At 53.4% G+C, this 16,236-nt stretch carries 13 protein-coding genes and 5 tRNA genes; 15 read left to right on the top strand and 3 right to left on the bottom strand.

Annotated elements, in window-relative coordinates:
• Positions 1 to 106 precede the first annotated feature (106 nt).
• A complete protein-coding gene (locus JGF26_RS19140; RefSeq protein ID WP_238934313.1) occupies positions 107 to 2,386 on the top strand; it encodes a molybdopterin guanine dinucleotide-containing S/N-oxide reductase in 2,280 nt (759 codons plus the stop codon).
• On the opposite strand, the gene JGF26_RS19135 is transcribed toward JGF26_RS19140, so the two are convergent.
• Both JGF26_RS19135 and tag read right to left on the bottom strand, forming a co-directional pair.
• Positions 2,349 to 2,795, bottom strand: a complete 447-nt coding sequence (locus JGF26_RS19135; RefSeq protein WP_028018269.1) for an N-acetyltransferase — start codon at positions 2,793 to 2,795, stop codon at positions 2,349 to 2,351. The genes JGF26_RS19140 and JGF26_RS19135 overlap by 38 nt on opposite strands.
• Positions 2,773 to 3,354 (bottom strand): DNA-3-methyladenine glycosylase I, encoded by a 582-nt coding sequence (tag, locus tag JGF26_RS19130; RefSeq protein ID WP_049006069.1) that lies wholly within the window; start codon positions 3,352 to 3,354, stop codon positions 2,773 to 2,775. The genes JGF26_RS19135 and tag overlap by 23 nt, the downstream gene beginning before the upstream one ends.
• Positions 3,355 to 3,516: 162 nt before the next feature.
• On the opposite strand from tag, the gene JGF26_RS19125 reads away from it, so the two are divergent.
• The 9 genes from JGF26_RS19125 (at position 3,517) to dppF (ending at position 14,101) form a co-directional block, all read left to right on the top strand.
• A complete protein-coding gene (locus tag JGF26_RS19125; RefSeq protein ID WP_134708551.1) occupies positions 3,517 to 4,215 on the top strand; it encodes an autotransporter domain-containing protein in 699 nt (232 codons plus the stop codon).
• Positions 4,216 to 4,453: 238 nt separating this feature from the next.
• Entirely contained in the window at positions 4,454 to 5,656 is a 1,203-nt protein-coding gene (locus JGF26_RS19120) for an MFS transporter (protein WP_028018272.1), read from the top strand.
• A 260-nt stretch (positions 5,657 to 5,916) separates the two neighbouring features.
• The gene (gene eptB / locus JGF26_RS19115) at positions 5,917 to 7,608 is read left to right on the top strand and encodes a kdo(2)-lipid A phosphoethanolamine 7''-transferase (protein WP_028018273.1); all 1,692 of its coding nucleotides are present in this window, start codon (positions 5,917 to 5,919) and stop codon (positions 7,606 to 7,608) included.
• A 91-nt stretch (positions 7,609 to 7,699) separates the two neighbouring features.
• Positions 7,700 to 7,776, top strand: a tRNA-Pro gene (locus JGF26_RS19110).
• A gap of 621 nt (positions 7,777 to 8,397) precedes the next feature.
• On the top strand, positions 8,398 to 10,005 hold the full coding sequence (gene dppA / locus JGF26_RS19105; protein WP_028018274.1) for a dipeptide ABC transporter periplasmic-binding protein DppA: 1,608 nt from the start codon (positions 8,398 to 8,400) through the stop codon (positions 10,003 to 10,005).
• 160 nt (positions 10,006 to 10,165) lie between these two features.
• The gene (gene dppB / locus JGF26_RS19100) at positions 10,166 to 11,185 is read left to right on the top strand and encodes a dipeptide ABC transporter permease DppB (RefSeq protein WP_028018275.1); all 1,020 of its coding nucleotides are present in this window, start codon (positions 10,166 to 10,168) and stop codon (positions 11,183 to 11,185) included.
• A 9-nt stretch (positions 11,186 to 11,194) separates the two neighbouring features.
• A complete protein-coding gene (gene dppC, locus JGF26_RS19095; RefSeq protein ID WP_028018276.1) occupies positions 11,195 to 12,097 on the top strand; it encodes a dipeptide ABC transporter permease DppC in 903 nt (300 codons plus the stop codon).
• A 10-nt stretch (positions 12,098 to 12,107) separates the two neighbouring features.
• Complete coding sequence (gene dppD, locus JGF26_RS19090; RefSeq protein ID WP_013094994.1) at positions 12,108 to 13,091, top strand: dipeptide ABC transporter ATP-binding protein; 984 nt, start codon at positions 12,108 to 12,110, stop codon at positions 13,089 to 13,091.
• Positions 13,088 to 14,101, top strand: coding sequence for a dipeptide ABC transporter ATP-binding subunit DppF (dppF, locus tag JGF26_RS19085; RefSeq protein ID WP_028018277.1), 1,014 nt, complete (start codon positions 13,088 to 13,090; stop codon positions 14,099 to 14,101). Before dppD ends, dppF begins: the two co-directional genes overlap by 4 nt.
• Positions 14,102 to 14,145: 44 nt before the next feature.
• On the opposite strand, the gene coaA is transcribed toward dppF, so the two are convergent.
• Positions 14,146 to 15,096, bottom strand: coding sequence for a type I pantothenate kinase (gene coaA / locus JGF26_RS19080; RefSeq protein WP_028018278.1), 951 nt, complete (start codon positions 15,094 to 15,096; stop codon positions 14,146 to 14,148).
• 317 nt (positions 15,097 to 15,413) lie between these two features.
• Between coaA and JGF26_RS19075 the strand changes: the two genes are divergently transcribed.
• The 5 genes from JGF26_RS19075 to JGF26_RS19055 all read left to right on the top strand — a co-directional run.
• Positions 15,414 to 15,489 (top strand) — tRNA-Thr (locus JGF26_RS19075).
• Positions 15,490 to 15,497: 8 nt separating this feature from the next.
• Positions 15,498 to 15,582: transfer RNA gene (locus JGF26_RS19070), tRNA-Tyr, on the top strand.
• A 117-nt stretch (positions 15,583 to 15,699) separates the two neighbouring features.
• Positions 15,700 to 15,774, top strand: a tRNA-Gly gene (locus JGF26_RS19065).
• A 6-nt stretch (positions 15,775 to 15,780) separates the two neighbouring features.
• A tRNA-Thr gene (locus JGF26_RS19060) sits at positions 15,781 to 15,856 on the top strand.
• 118 nt (positions 15,857 to 15,974) lie between these two features.
• On the top strand, positions 15,975 to 16,236 hold a 262-nt coding region (locus JGF26_RS19055), incomplete at its 3' end, for a GTP-binding protein (protein WP_227640557.1).

Here is a 16,236-nt window from a genome sequence, read left to right as displayed (position 1 = left end):
AACCATAAACTGCCTCAACAAGAAGGCGGTAAACCTGCACGCAACTAGGAGCGCACGCTTGAGCACCTCAACGAAAACCATTCTGACCGCCGCCCACTGGGGGCCGATGCTGGTCGAAATCGATGGCGAAAATGTTCTGTCGTCCCGCGGGGCATTGCCAACCCAACATCCCAACTCGTTACAGACCGCCGTTCGCGATCAGGTGCATAGCAAAACGCGCGTGCGCTGGCCGATGGTGCGTAAAGGTTTTCTGGCCTCGCCGGACAAACCGCAGGGAATCCGTGGTCAGGATGAGTTTGTTCGCGTGAGCTGGGATGAGGCGCTGGCGTTGATTCACGCCCAGCATAAGCGCATTCGCGATACCTGGGGGCCGTCGTCCATTTTTGCCGGGTCTTACGGCTGGCGTTCTAACGGCGTGCTGCACAAGGCCTCGACGCTGCTGCAGCGCTATATGAGCCTGGCGGGGGGCTACACAGGTCATCTGGGGGATTACTCCACCGGCGCGGCGCAGGCGATCATGCCGTACGTGGTGGGGGGAAACGAAGTTTATCAGCAACAGACCAGCTGGCCGCTGGTGCTGGAGCATACCGACGTGGTGGTGCTGTGGAGCGCTAACCCCCTAAATACGCTGAAAATTGCCTGGAATGCCAGCGACGAACAGGGTATTGGGTATTTCGACGCGCTGCGCAAAAGCGGCAAGCGCATCATCTGCATTGACCCGATGCGCTCTGAAACCATGGATTTCTTCGGCGACAGTGCCGAGTGGATTGCCCCGCATATGGGCACCGACGTGGCAATGATGCTGGGTATCGCCCATACGCTGGTCGAAAACGGCTGGCACGATGGCGAATTCCTGAGGCGTTGTACCACTGGCTTCGATAAATTCGCTGAATACCTGACGGGCCAATCCGATGGGGTAGCGAAAACGGCAGAGTGGGCGGCAAATATTTGCGGCGTTACTGCGGATAAAATCCGCGAACTGGCGGTGTTATTCCATAAAAACACCACGATGTTAATGTCCGGCTGGGGAATGCAGCGCCAGCAGTTTGGCGAGCAGAAGCACTGGATGCTGGTGACGCTTGCCGCAATGCTTGGGCAGATCGGCACGCCGGGCGGGGGTTTTGGTCTCTCTTATCACTTCGCCAATGGTGGTAACCCTACTCGCAAAGCTGCCGTGCTGGCCTCTCTGCAAGGCTCAGTGCAGGGCGGTGTGGATGCCGTGGATAAAATCCCGGTGGCGCGGATTGTTGAAGCCCTGGAAAACCCCGGTGGGTTTTATCAGCACAATGGGCTGGACCGTCACTTCCCGGATATTAAATTTGTCTGGTGGGCGGGCGGGTCGAACTTCACGCACCATCAGGATACCAATCGCCTGATCCGTGCCTGGCAGAAACCAGAGCTGGTGGTGATCTCAGAGTGCTTCTGGACAGGTTCGGCTAAGCATGCCGACATCGTGCTGCCAGCGACAACCTCGTTTGAGCGTAACGATCTCACCATGACCGGTGACTACAGCAACCAGCATATGGTGCCAATGAAGCGCGTTGTGGTCCCACGCGATGAAGCGCGGGATGATTTCGAGGTGTTTGCTGAACTGAGCGAGCTGTGGGAAGCAGGTGGCCGCGAGCGTTTTACCGAAGGTAAAACCGATCTGCAGTGGCTTGAGACGTTCTACCAGATAGCCAGCCAGCGCGGTGCCGCCCAGGGTGTGACACTCCCACCGTTTACTGAATTCTGGGAAGCAAACCAGATATTCGAGATGCCCGAGAGTGAACAGAACGCGCAGTTTGTTCGTTTCGGAGACTTCCGCCGCGACCCGGAGAGCCACCCGCTGAAAACCGAGAGCGGGAAGATCGTGATCTACAGCGAGCGCATAGCCAGCTTCGGGTATGCCGACTGCCCGCCGCACCCTATGTGGCTCGAGCCGGACGAATGGCACGGCAATGCCAAGCCGGAGCAGCTCCAGGTGTTGTCTGCCCACCCTGCGCACCGCCTGCACAGCCAGCTTAACTATACCTCGCTGCGCGAACAGTATGCGGTTGCCGGGCGAGAACCGATCACGTTGAATACCCTCGATGCCAAAGCCCGTGGGATTGTAGACGGTGACGTGGTGCGCGTCTGGAACCAGCGGGGACAGGTCCTGGCCGGTGCGGTGGTCAGTGACGGGATTAAACCGGGTGTGCTGTGCATTCACCAGGGGGCATGGCCAGATCTTGAGCCAGCCGAAGGCGGTATCTGTAAAAACGGGGCGGTTAACGTGCTGACCAAAGATCTCCCCAGCTCGAAGCTGGGGAATGGTTGTGCAGGGAATACAGCACTGGCATGGGTCGAAAAGTATGAGGGACCCGAGCTTATCTTAACGGCGTTTGATCCGCCTGCCAGCTCATGATCCAGGTCGGATGTTGGGTGTCATCCTGCCAGGCGCTGTCTTCGATGCGAAAGCCCTGAGCATGGTAGAAATTCACCGCCCGGACATTTTTCTGGTACACCTCCAGGCTTAAATACGGGAAGTGCTGTTGAACATGGTTCAGCAGCGCTTGCCCGATGCCTTTCCCGATGTATGCCGGTGCGACAAACAGTGCCCCAACAAACTTAGACTGCATCACGCTGATAAATCCGCAAGGTTCGCCATCCTTTTCCCAGACCCAGGTTTCAGCCGAAGGCAGGTAAACGTCCCGCACCATCGCCTCGTTCTCTTTCCAGTAACTCGCCTCGATAAACGGATGCGCTTCTGTGGTGCTTTCAAGCCATAGGCTCAGAAGTGGCGCGGTATTCTCATTTTGCCATTTGCGGATCATGATGGCCTCCCGGATGACAGAAGCAGCCGGTAACGTGGTCGTTGACCAGGCCACAGGCCTGCATAAAGGCGTAGCAGATGGTGGAACCGACAAATTTAAAACCGCGTTTTTTCAGGGCCTTAGAGAGCGCATCTGATTCAGGCGTCGATGCCGGGATCTCTGCCAGCGTGGCGGCGTGGGTGATTTGCGGAGCGTTATTCACAAACGACCAGACAAAGTCTGAGAATGATTCGCCGTTTTGTTCCATCGCAAGCCAGGCGCGTGCATTGCCGATGATGGCCTGAATTTTACCGCGATGGCGGATGATGCCGGCATCCAGCACCAGTCTTTCGACGTCCTCATCGGTCATGGCGGCGACGGCGACAGGATCAAACTGATGGAAGGCATTGCGGTAGTTTTCACGTTTCTTGAGCACAGTAATCCACGACAAACCCGCCTGCTGACCCTCCAGGCAGATCATCTCAAAGAGTTTTTTACCATCTTTCTCCGGCACGCCCCATTCCTGGTCGTGATAGTCGATATACAGCTGATCCTGGCTTACCCAACCGCAACGTTCCATCCGTCATCTCCCTTATTGATACTGATTTTGCAAATATTTCGTTCTGACTGGCTTGACGTGTTTACTATAAAGACAATAGTTAATACAGGGCCATATGCTCTATAAGCTCTTCCTGAATAACGACAAATATCGCCGAATTCGGCTCTCTCTGGGGTCGCGTTGATGATGATAAAAAAAATCAGTGGTCGCCATGCTGCTTCTGGCCTGGTGGGAATTTCAGCCTGCCTGTTTTTTTGTAATACAGCGTCTGCCTGGCAACAGGAATATATCGTTTCAGACGCCCAAAATAATACGGCGGAACGCTATACATGGGACGCGGATCACCAACCGCGTTATGAGGATATTCTTGCTGAGCGTATTCAGACTTCACAAAATGCGCCAGGTCTTGCCCTGAATGTACCGTCTGGCAGTACGACAGAGGGGGCAATGAGCGTGGGCTGGAATTTTCCCGTTTCAGCGCATATCACTACCGGCCCTGTCGTGGCGTGGCGGTACGACGGCACGGCTCCCATGATGATCAACGAATTTGGTGATAGCGCGTCGACACAGTCAGTCACTGACCCGCTCTGGCATGCCAGTGTTAGCACGCTGGGCTGGCGCGTGAATACCCAGTACGGCGATCTTCGTCCGTGGGCACAGATCAGCTATAACCAGCAGTTTGGTGAAAACCAGTGGAAATCTCAGTTTGGCATGCCGCAAACGCCAGCCCCGGCACAAAACGGGAGCTGGATGGATGTGACGGTCGGTACGGATATTCCGTTTAACACGCATGTAGCGGCCTATGCGTCGCTCGCTCAAGGGGAACGCGCCACCACAGGTGAGGAATTTATGTACACCCTGGGCGTGAGTGCGAATTTCTAGAGTTGTTACTTTTTTAAACGTTACGGTAACATCTCAAATACAATAGCCATAGGGGTTGTAGCGATAGCAGGTACTAACACGCTATCGCTTCATTCCCCCACAAGGTCATTCATTCCTGATTCCAGGCATTTCATTCCATTCTTCCTGCATTTCATGCCGTTTTACCCCAGGTCTTTTAAGGTTTTGTTTATCGTTGTCCTCAGCGAACTTCCTTAATTTCTCTTGCAGGACAACTGCCATGAACACATCAACTTATAACCGTACGCGCTGGCTAACGCTCTTTGGTACCATCGTCACCCAGTTTGCGTTGGGTTCGGTCTATACCTGGAGCCTGTTTAACAGCGCACTTTCCGATAAGCTCGGCGCACCGGTCAGCCAGGTTGCATTCTCCTTTGGGCTACTGAGTCTCGGGTTGGCGCTCTCGTCTTCCGTCGCGGGCAAGCTGCAGGAGCGTTTTGGTGTGAAGCGTGTGACCATGGCGTCCGGCATTCTGCTGGGCGTGGGTTTTTTCCTGACGGCACACTCCAGCAACCTGATGATGCTGTGGTTGAGCGCTGGGGTACTGGTGGGGCTGGCAGATGGTGCAGGTTACCTGTTGACACTCTCGAACTGCGTGAAGTGGTTCCCGGAACGTAAAGGCCTTATCTCTGCGTTTGCCATCGGTTCTTATGGCCTGGGCAGCCTCGGTTTTAAATTTATCGATTCTCATCTGCTGGCTTCCGTTGGTCTCGAAAAAACCTTCATGATCTGGGGGGTTATCGTTCTGGTCATGATCCTCTTTGGTGCTACGCTGATGAAAGATGCGCCTCAGCAGGAGGTTAAATCCGTGAACGGTGTGGTGGAGAACGATTTCACCCTGGCGCAATCTATGCGTAAACCGCAGTACTGGATGCTGGCGGTGATGTTCCTGACGGCCTGCATGAGTGGTTTGTACGTCATCGGTGTGGCGAAAGATATCGCTCAGGGAATGGTGAAACTGGATGCGGCAACGGCTGCGAATGCGGTGACCGTGATCTCCATTGCCAACCTTTCCGGGCGTCTGGTGCTGGGTATTCTGTCTGACAAAATCGCCCGTATCCGTGTGATTACGATTGGCCAGGTTGTTTCGCTGGTGGGCATGGCGGCGCTGCTTTTCGCACCTCTGAATGAAGCGACCTTCTTCGCGGCGATTGCCTGCGTTGCGTTCAACTTCGGTGGCACCATTACGGTCTTCCCGTCACTGGTGAGCGAATTCTTTGGTCTTAACAATCTCGCGAAAAACTACGGTGTTATTTATCTTGGCTTCGGGATCGGCAGTATCTGCGGTTCGCTGATTGCCTCACTGTTCGGTGGGTTCTATGTGACCTTCTGCGTGATCTTCGCCTTGCTGATCATTTCGCTGGCGCTGTCTACGACGATTCGACAGCCGCAGCGGGAAGTCTTTAAAGAAGCGCATGCCTGACAACGAAGAAAAAGGCCGGTCATCCGGCCTTTTTCTTATCGAACAATACTGCCTTTAGACGCATTTGTCGGATTCTGGGTCTGCTTTTTTGTAAATAACTGTACCGATCACACTCTCTGCTGCCACTTTTTCCCTTCCCTGTGGTCTACTTACCACGCTTGTAGTCGTTTCATTGAACGATCCCCTGAGCGTATGTCTAATCTGTCCACTTTTTATATTGAGGTGGGCGGCTGTACTGTCCCTTTTTCCGGGTAGATTGCATGAAATACATTAAATCGATGGCGCAACAAAAGCTGTGCTTTTTGCTGGCGTTGTACATCGGCCTGTTTATGAATGGCGCAGTGTTTTTCCGTCGGTTCGACGGTTACGCGCAAGATTTTACCGTCTGGAAAGGAATTGCAGCGGTTGTCGAATTGGTCGCTGCTGTACTGGTCACCTTCTTTTTATTCCGTATTCTTACGCTGTTTGGCCGTCGCGTCTGGCGAGTGCTGGCGACGTTTATCGTGCTGTGCTCGGCAGGGGCCAGCTATTACATGACCTTTATGAACGTTGTCATTGGCTACGGCATTATCGCCTCGGTGATGACCACGGACATCGATCTCTCTAAAGAAGTGGTTGGGCTGCATTTTGTACTCTGGCTGGTGGCCGTGAGTGCCCTGCCGCTGCTCCTTATCTGGAGCAACCGTTGCCGGTATACGCTGGTTCACCAGATCCGCACGCCGGGAAAACGTTTCAGAAGCGTGGCGATAGTTCTGCTGGCCGGTCTGATGGTCTGGGGGCCTATTCGTCTGCTGGAAGTAAAACAGAAATATGATGAGCGTACCTCTGGCGTGGATCTGCCAAGCTACGGTGGTGTGGTCGCCAACTCTTATTTACCGTCTAACTGGATCTCCGCGCTGGGGTTATACGCGTGGGCGCAGGTGGATGAGTCTTCTGATAATAAATCGTTGATTAACCCGGCGAAGAAATTCACTTATGTCGCGCCAAAAGATATCGATGATACCTATGTCGTCTTTATTATCGGGGAAACTACGCGCTGGGATCATATGGGTATTCTCGGCTATGACCGCGATACCACACCAAAAATGGCACAGGAGAAAAACCTGATTGCCTATCGCGGTTATTCCTGCGACACCGCCACCAAGCTCTCCTTACGCTGCATGTTCGTACGTGAGGGTGGTGCGAGCGATAACCCACAACGTACCCTGAAAGAGCAAAACGTCTTCTCGGTGCTGCATCAGCTTGGGTTTACGTCTGACCTCTATGCGATGCAGAGCGAGATGTGGTTCTACAGCAACACCATGGCCCAGAACATTTCTTATCGCGAGCAGATTGGTGCGGAGGCGCGTAACCGTGGCAAGCCTGTCGATGACATGCTGCTGATTGACGAGATGAAACTGTCTCTGAACGGAAATCCTGATGGTAAGCATATGATCATTCTGCATACTAAAGGGTCGCACTTTAACTACACCCAGCGTTACCCGCGTAGCTTTGCCAAATGGACGCCGGAGTGCGTTGGTGTGGATAAAGACTGTTCTAAAGCGCAGCTGATTAACTCCTACGACAACTCAGTGATGTATGTGGATCACTTTATTGATACGGTGATTGACCAGGTCCGCGATAAGAAAGCGATTGTTTTCTATGCTGCGGACCACGGTGAATCCATCAATGAGTTCGAGCACCTGCACGGTACGCCACGTAAGATGGCTCCGCCGGAGCAGTTCCGCGTGCCAATGATTGTGTGGATGTCTGACAAGTATCTGGAAGATCCGGAGAAAGCGAAGATGTTTGCTCAACTGAAGAAAGAAGCTGATATGAAGGTACCGCGTCGTCATGTTGAGCTGTACGACACCATTTTAGGTTGCCTGGGTTACACCTCACCAGATGGCGGTATTAACGAAAATAACAACTGGTGCAAACTCCCTGACCGCACCTCCAAAGCCGCGCAGTAGCTCGCCTGGCGAGAATATCGCCAGTTGAATGGCTTTTTGAAAATAAGGGATTGACGGGGGCGCACCTCAGCAGTAAGATGCGCTCCGCATTCGGCGAGTAGCGCAGCTTGGTAGCGCAACTGGTTTGGGACCAGTGGGTCGGAGGTTCGAATCCTCTCTCGCCGACCACATTCTAAAAAAGGGCTAACCGTAAGGTTAGCCCTTTTTGCATTAGAGCCTTAACCCGTCAGATTACCCAAAACGCCTCTTATCCCTGCTTCTCCCTGCCTGTTAACGATTTTGTGACATAATCCATTGTATTTTTTTATATATAGATTGATCTTTTTTCGCGTTGCTTATAGATAACCTCAGCATTTTTCGCTGTGCGTTTTAACGTTCGTGGAATTTAGTGCTCAGATAATCACCATTCTGTAAGAAAATTTACCCATTCTGAATAAAAGTTAATCACTGATTGTTGCGAAATATGAAGATATTTGTGCTGCAAGATAGCGAGTAGCATAAATTTCCCTGCTGAAAACTGGCATGCATAGTTTTTTTAATCTTTGTTTGCGGTTTCTCACACTCAGCGTAAATCCCCGCCACCTGTATTGACGTTTTCACATTCTGTTGACAGATTGTAGGGCATGAGGGGCATTTCAGGGACGATCTGCGCTGCAACTCAAACGCTCTTCTGAAAGGATTCTCCATCCCTTTAACGCCTTAGGGCATCACCGACCGGACCGGGTAAAAAATAAATAAAGGTCAGGCGGCGTAACACAACAAAGCAAAACATCACATTGGAGCAGAATAATGAGTATTTCCTTGAAGAAGTCAGGGATGCTGAAGCTTGGTTTGAGCCTGGTGGCGATGACCGTGGCAGCAAGCGTACAGGCAAAAACCCTGGTTTACTGTTCTGAAGGCTCGCCGGAAGGCTTTAACCCACAGCTCTTTACCTCTGGTACGACGTACGACGCAAGCTCTGTACCGATCTATAACCGTCTGGTTGAATTCAAAACCGGTACCACGGAAGTTATTCCTGGTCTGGCTGAGAAGTGGGACGTCAGCGAAGACGGTAAAACCTATACCTTCCACCTGCGCCAGGGCGTGAAGTGGCAGGACAGCAAAGAATTCAAACCCACGCGCGACTTCAACGCCGATGACGTGGTGTTCTCCTTCGACCGTCAGAAAAACGCTCAGAACCCGTACCACAAAGTGTCTGGCGGCAGCTATGAATACTTCGAAGGGATGGGGCTGCCAGATCTGATCTCTGAAGTGAAAAAAGTTGACGATAAAACCGTGCAGTTCGTGCTGACTCGCCCGGAAGCGCCATTCCTGGCTGACCTGGCGATGGACTTCGCGTCTATTCTGTCTAAAGAATATGCAGATAACATGCTGAAAGCCGGTACGCCGGAAAAAGTGGACCTGGATCCAATCGGTACCGGCCCATTCCAGCTGCTGCAGTACCAGAAAGATTCTCGCATTCTGTATAAAGCGTTCCCGGGCTACTGGGGTACGAAACCTCAGATCGACCGTCTGGTGTTCTCCATCACGCCTGATGCGTCTGTGCGTTATGCAAAACTGCAGAAAAACGAATGCCAGGTTATGCCATACCCGAACCCGGCTGATATCGCTCGCATGAAGCAGGATAAGAATATCAACCTGCTGGAGCAGGCTGGCCTGAACGTGGGCTATCTCTCCTTTAACACCGAGAAGAAACCGTTTGATGATGTAAAAGTGCGTCAGGCGCTGACTTACGCGGTGAACAAAGAAGCGATCATCAAAGCCGTTTACCAGGGCGCAGGCGTAGCCGCTAAGAACCTGATCCCACCAACAATGTGGGGCTACAACGACGACGTTAAAGACTACAGCTACGATCCTGAGAAAGCGAAAGCACTGCTGAAAGAAGCAGGCCAGGATAAAGGCTTTACCGTTGAACTGTGGGCGATGCCGGTACAGCGTCCGTATAACCCGAACGCACGCCGTATGGCGGAAATGGTTCAGGCTGACTGGGCGAAGATTGGCGTACAGGCCAAGATTGTGACCTACGAGTGGGGCGAGTACCTGAAGCGCGCCAAAGCGGGTGAGCACCAGGCGGTAATGATGGGCTGGACCGGTGATAACGGGGATCCGGACAACTTCTTCGCCACCCTGTTCAGCTGTGCTGCTGCGAAAGACGGTTCCAACTACTCTCGCTGGTGCTACAAGCCGTTTGAAGACCTGATCCAGCCGGCGCGTGCGACCGACGATCACAACAAACGTATTGAACTGTACAAGCAGGCTCAGGTTGTTATGCACGATCAGGCTCCGGCGCTGATTGTTGCTCACTCCACCGTTTACGAGCCAGTGCGTAAAGAAGTGAAGGGCTACGTGGTTGATCCACTGGGCAAACACCACTTCGAAAACGTATCGGTTGAATAATAAGTAGGGTGTTCTCCCTCTCCCCCGGGAGAGGGCAGGGGTGAGGGACGTGCATGCATCCCCTCACCCTAACCCTCTCCCGACGGGAGAGGGAATTTACATTTGTGAGCAATACAGACGTCACGCCATTGGTCGTGCGTCATCAGAGAGAATCCGGGTTATGTTGCAGTTCATCCTCCGACGTCTGGGACTTGTTATCCCCACGTTTATCGGTATCACCCTTCTCACTTTTGCCTTCGTCCATATGATCCCCGGCGACCCGGTAATGATTATGGCGGGCGAGCGTGGTATTTCCCCTGAGCGCCATGCACAGCTGCTGGCTGAGCTTGGTCTGAACAAGCCGCTGTGGCAGCAGTACCTCAACTATATCTGGGGCGTGTTGCACGGTGATTTGGGTATTTCGCTGAAAAGCCGTCTTCCGGTGTGGGATGAGTTCGTGCCGCGTTTCAAAGCGACACTCGAACTTGGTGTCTGCGCCATGATTTTCGCCACTGCGGTGGGTATTCCTGTTGGAGTCCTGGCTGCGGTTAAACGTGGCTCTATTTTTGACCATACTGCCGTGGGCCTGGCGCTGACCGGCTATTCCATGCCTATCTTCTGGTGGGGCATGATGCTGATTATGCTGGTATCGGTGCAGCTTAACCTGACGCCGGTCTCCGGGCGCGTCAGCGATATGGTCTTCCTCGATGATTCCAACCCGTTGACCGGCTTTATGCTGATTGATACGGCTATCTGGGGCGAAGAGGGCAACTTCATTGATGCTGTCGCGCACATGATCCTGCCTGCAATGGTGCTCGGTACGATTCCTCTGGCGGTGATTGTGCGTATGACCCGTTCATCCATGCTGGAAGTACTGGGTGAGGATTATATCCGCACCGCGCGCGCCAAAGGCCTGACGCGTATGCGTGTCATCATCGTTCATGCGCTGCGTAACGCCATGCTGCCGGTGGTGACCGTTATCGGTCTGCAGGTGGGTACGTTGCTGGCAGGTGCGATCCTGACCGAAACCATCTTCTCCTGGCCGGGCCTGGGACGTTGGCTGATTGACGCGCTGCAACGCCGTGACTATCCGGTCGTGCAGGGCGGTGTGCTGCTGGTTGCGACGATGATTATCCTCGTTAACCTGCTGGTCGATTTGCTGTACGGCGTGGTGAACCCGCGTATTCGTCATAAGAAGTAAGGGGCCATCATGTCACACGTTTCTGAAAATAAAGTGGTTGCTGCACCGGTTCCAATGACGCCGCTGCAGGAATTCTGGCACTACTTCAAGCGCAACAAAGGCGCGGTAGTGGGGCTGGTCTATGTCTCTATCATGATCCTGATTGCGGTGTTTGCGAACGTCCTGGCACCGTATAACCCGGCGGATCAATTCCGTGATGCCCTGCTGGCACCTCCTGCGTGGCAGGACGGTGGTAGCCTGGCACACCTGTTAGGTACCGATGATGTGGGTCGTGACGTGTTGTCGCGTCTGATGTACGGTGCACGTCTGTCGCTGCTGGTCGGCTGCCTGGTGGTGGTGCTTTCCCTGATCATGGGGATTGTACTGGGTCTGGTTGCCGGTTACTTCGGCGGTATCGTTGATAACATCATCATGCGTATCGTCGATATTATGCTGGCTCTGCCAAGCCTGTTGCTGGCACTGGTGCTGGTGGCGATCTTCGGCCCGTCGATTGGTAACGCTGCGCTTGCATTGACCTTCGTGGCGCTTCCTCACTACGTACGTTTAACGCGTGCGGCGGTGCTGGTGGAAGTGAACCGGGATTACGTCACGGCGTCTCGCGTGGCGGGTGCAGGCGCTATGCGTCAGATGTTCGTCAATATCTTCCCTAACTGCCTTGCGCCGCTGATTGTTCAGGCGTCGCTCGGTTTCTCTAACGCCATTCTTGATATGGCCGCTCTTGGCTTCCTGGGCATGGGTGCGCAGCCGCCAACACCGGAGTGGGGCACTATGCTCTCCGACGTGTTGCAGTTCGCACAAAGCGCCTGGTGGGTCGTCACCTTCCCGGGTCTGGCGATTCTGCTGACGGTGCTGGCATTTAACCTGATGGGTGATGGTCTGCGTGATGCACTTGATCCCAAACTGAAGCAGTAAGAGGCACGAGATGGCGTTATTAAATGTAGATAAATTATCAGTGCACTTCGGCGACGAAGGCACCCCGTTTCGCGCCGTGGACCGCATCAGCTACAGCGTAAATCAGGGCGAAGTGGTTGGCATCGTAGGGGAGTCAGGTTCCGGTAAGTCAGTAAGCTCGCTGGCGATTATGGGGCTGATTGATTATCCGGGCCGCGTGATGGCGGAAAACCTGCAGTTCAACGGTCAGGATCTGAAGCGCATTTCCGAAAAACAGCGCCGCCAGCTGGTGGGCGCGGAAGTGGCGATGATTTTCCAGGACCCAATGACCAGCCTGAACCCGTGCTACACCGTCGGTTTCCAGATTATGGAAGCGATTAAGGTGCATCAGGGCGGGAATAAGAAAACCCGTCGTCAGCGCGCGATCGATCTGCTGAACCAGGTGGGGATTCCTGACCCGGCATCGCGTCTGGACGTTTACCCGCACCAGCTTTCAGGCGGGATGAGCCAGCGCGTGATGATTGCGATGGCCATTGCCTGTCGGCCAAAACTGCTGATTGCGGATGAACCGACGACGGCGCTGGATGTGACCATTCAGGCGCAAATTATCGAGCTGCTGCTGGAACTGCAGCAGAAAGAGAATATGGCGCTGGTGCTGATTACGCACGACCTGGCGCTGGTGGCCGAAGCGGCGCACAAAATCATCGTGATGTATGCAGGCCAGGTGGTGGAGACCGGAAGTTCCCACGATATCTTCCGCGCGCCGCGTCATCCGTATACTCAGGCTCTGCTACGTGCGCTGCCGGAGTTTGCCCAGGACAAAGCGCGGCTGGCGTCACTGCCTGGCGTGGTGCCGGGTAAATACGACCGACCACAGGGCTGTCTGCTGAATCCGCGTTGTCCGTATGCGACGGACAAATGCCGGGCAGAAGAGCCAGAGCTGAACCAGCTTGCTGACGGTCGTCAGTCGAAATGCCACTACCCACTCGATGATGCCGGGAGGCCAACACTATGAGTACGCAACAGGCCACCACGCAACAACCGCTGTTGCAGGCTATCGACCTGAAAAAACACTACCCGGTGAAGAAGGGGATTTTTGCCCCTGAGCGACTGGTGAAAGCGCTGGATGGCGTCTCCTTTACCCTCGAACGCGGTAAAACGCTGGCGGTGGTCGGGGAGTCGGGCTGCGGTAAATCGACGCTGGGCCGTCTGCTGACGATGATTGAAACGCCAACCGGTGGTGAGCTTTACTATCAGGGGCAAGATCTGCTCAAGCATGATCCGCAGGCACAGAAACTGCGTCGCCAGAAAATCCAGATTGTGTTCCAGAACCCGTATGGTTCTTTGAACCCGCGTAAAAAAGTGGGACAGATCCTGGAAGAGCCGTTGCTGATTAACAGCAATCTGAGCAAAGAGCAGCGTCGGGAAAAAGCGCTGGCGATGATGGCGAAAGTTGGCCTGAAAACTGAACATTACGACCGCTACCCGCATATGTTCTCCGGTGGACAGCGTCAGCGTATCGCTATTGCACGTGGTCTGATGCTCGACCCGGATGTGGTGATTGCCGATGAACCGGTTTCGGCACTCGATGTTTCCGTCCGCGCGCAGGTGCTGAACCTGATGATGGACTTGCAGCAGGAACTTGGGCTCTCTTACGTGTTCATCTCGCACGACCTTTCAGTGGTGGAGCACATTGCTGATGAAGTGATGGTGATGTATCTGGGGCGTTGCGTGGAGAAGGGGACGAAAGATCAGATCTTTAATAATCCTCGTCACCCGTATACCCAGGCACTGCTTTCCGCGACGCCACGTCTGAACCCGGACGATCGTCGTGAGCGTATTAAGCTGACGGGCGAGTTGCCAAGCCCGCTGAATCCGCCTCCGGGGTGTGCATTCAACGCCCGCTGCAGTCGTCGCTTCGGTCCTTGCACCCAGCTCCAGCCACAGCTGAAGGATTATGGTGGTCAACTGGTCGCCTGCTTTGCAGTCGATCAGGATGAAAATGGCGAAAAGCCACATGCTTAAAACAAAAAAACCGGCGTTAAGCCGGTTTTTTTATCTCTGCGCTATTATTTCCGCAAGCGAATCTGGTCGACAGCGTGCTTCTCGCTCTTGGTGAGAATTAAGCTCGCACGCTCGCGCGTTGGCAGGATGTTCTCTTTCAGGTTCACGTAGTTGATCTCGTTCCACAGCCCTCTTGCCACATTAACCGCTTCTTCTTCAGAAAGCTGGGCGTAGTGATGGAAATAGGAGTCCGGATCAGTGAATGCCCCCTCACGGAACTTCAGGAAGCGGTTGATATACCAGTTCTGGAGTAAATCTTCCGGCGCATCGACATAAATAGAGAAATCGACAAAATCGGAGACAAACACATGATGCGGATCGTGAGGATAGTCCATTCCGCTTTGCAGAACGTTCAGCCCTTCCAGAATCAGGATATCCGGCTGGACCACCGTTTTATCTCCGTCCGGGATGCGATCGTAGATCAGGTGTGAATACACCGGCGCAGTCACGTGAGGCACGCCCGATTTCAGGTCAGAAACAAATTTCACCAGACGGTGCATATCATAAGAGAGCGGGAAGCCTTTCTTCTTCATCAGCCCGCGTTCTTTTAGTACTTCGTTTGGATGCAGGAAGCCATCGGTGGTGATCAGCTCCACGCTGCGGTGCTCCGGCCAGCGGCTCAGCAGCGCCTGCAGGACACGCGCAGTCGTGCTTTTACCTACGGCCACGCTACCCGCAATACTAATGATATAAGGAATGCGTTGACCATTCGTCCCGAGGAACTGTTCCAGCACCGCCTGACGGCGCAGGTTGGAACTTATATAGAAGTTAAGCAAGCGAGAGAGGGGGAGATATATTTCTGCGACCTCTTCCAGGGACAGGTCTTCGTTTATCCCTTTTAACCGTGCGATTTCACCTTCCGTCAGCGTCATAGGGACGGAATCACGCAGGGCAGCCCACTGGCTGCGGTTAAAATGAAGATAAGGTGTCATTAACGATTGCTCTTTTTTGCTCATAAGCATGCTTCAGTGAGCCAGCACAATACTGCCGGATCATGGCTCATCACACAGTTAATTTTGGACAATGGGCAGGAGGTTAACACCAGATGACAGGAATAATAAGAAAAAAGATGGAAAGCGCTGCGTTACGCGTAAGCCGTCACGCTACGGTGTATACCGTGCAAATCAGCGTGATATGTTGAATATTTGACCTCGAATGACTACTTTTACAGCGTTCAGTACGCTGTTCGCATAAAATGTGAGCGAAAGAACGTTTTATGCAAATTTTTAGTTGCATGACTGCGCAGGTATCCATAGAATGCGCGCTACTTGATGCCGACTTAGCTCAGTAGGTAGAGCAACTGACTTGTAATCAGTAGGTCACCAGTTCGATTCCGGTAGTCGGCACCATCAAGTCCGGTGGGGTTCCCGAGCGGCCAAAGGGAGCAGACTGTAAATCTGCCGTCACAGACTTCGAAGGTTCGAATCCTTCCCCCACCACCACTTTCTGGCAGCGTTAATGCCGCCGGAGCTGGTTGGAAAAATTAACCAGCTCAAACTTAAAAAGAGAGAAATCTCTTTTTTTGTTACAGAAAGAACTGGGTAGCCGAGTTTCAGGATGCGGGCATCGTATAATGGCTATTACCTCAGCCTTCCAAGCTGATGATGCGGGTTCGATTCCCGCTGCCCGCTCCAATACGTGCTGATATGGCTCAGTTGGTAGAGCGCACCCTTGGTAAGGGTGAGGTCCCCAGTTCGATTCTGGGTATCAGCACCACTTCACTTCTCCTTCCCGTTTCTCTCTGTTTCAATTTTACTGTATTCAACAATTCAGGCATTTCGCCTGGTTGATGTGGTGATATCACCGATTTATCCGTGTCTTAGAGGGACAATCGATGTCTAAAGAAAAGTTTGAACGTACAAAACCGCACGTTAACGTCGGTACTATCGGCCACGTTGACCATGGTAAAACAACGCTGACCGCTGCAATCACTACCGTTCTGGCAAAAACCTACGGTGGTTCTGCTCGCGCATTCGACCAGATCGATAACGCACCAGAAGAAAAAGCTCGTGGTATCACCATCAACACCTCTCACGTTGAGTACGACACCCCGACTCGCCACTACGCACACGTAGACTGCCCAGGCCACGCCGACT

Source organism: Enterobacter sp. E1, assembly GCF_016809815.1.
Lineage (GTDB): Bacteria > Pseudomonadota > Gammaproteobacteria > Enterobacterales > Enterobacteriaceae > Enterobacter > Enterobacter adelaidei.
This window is presented reverse-complemented; position numbering and strand designations above follow the sequence as displayed.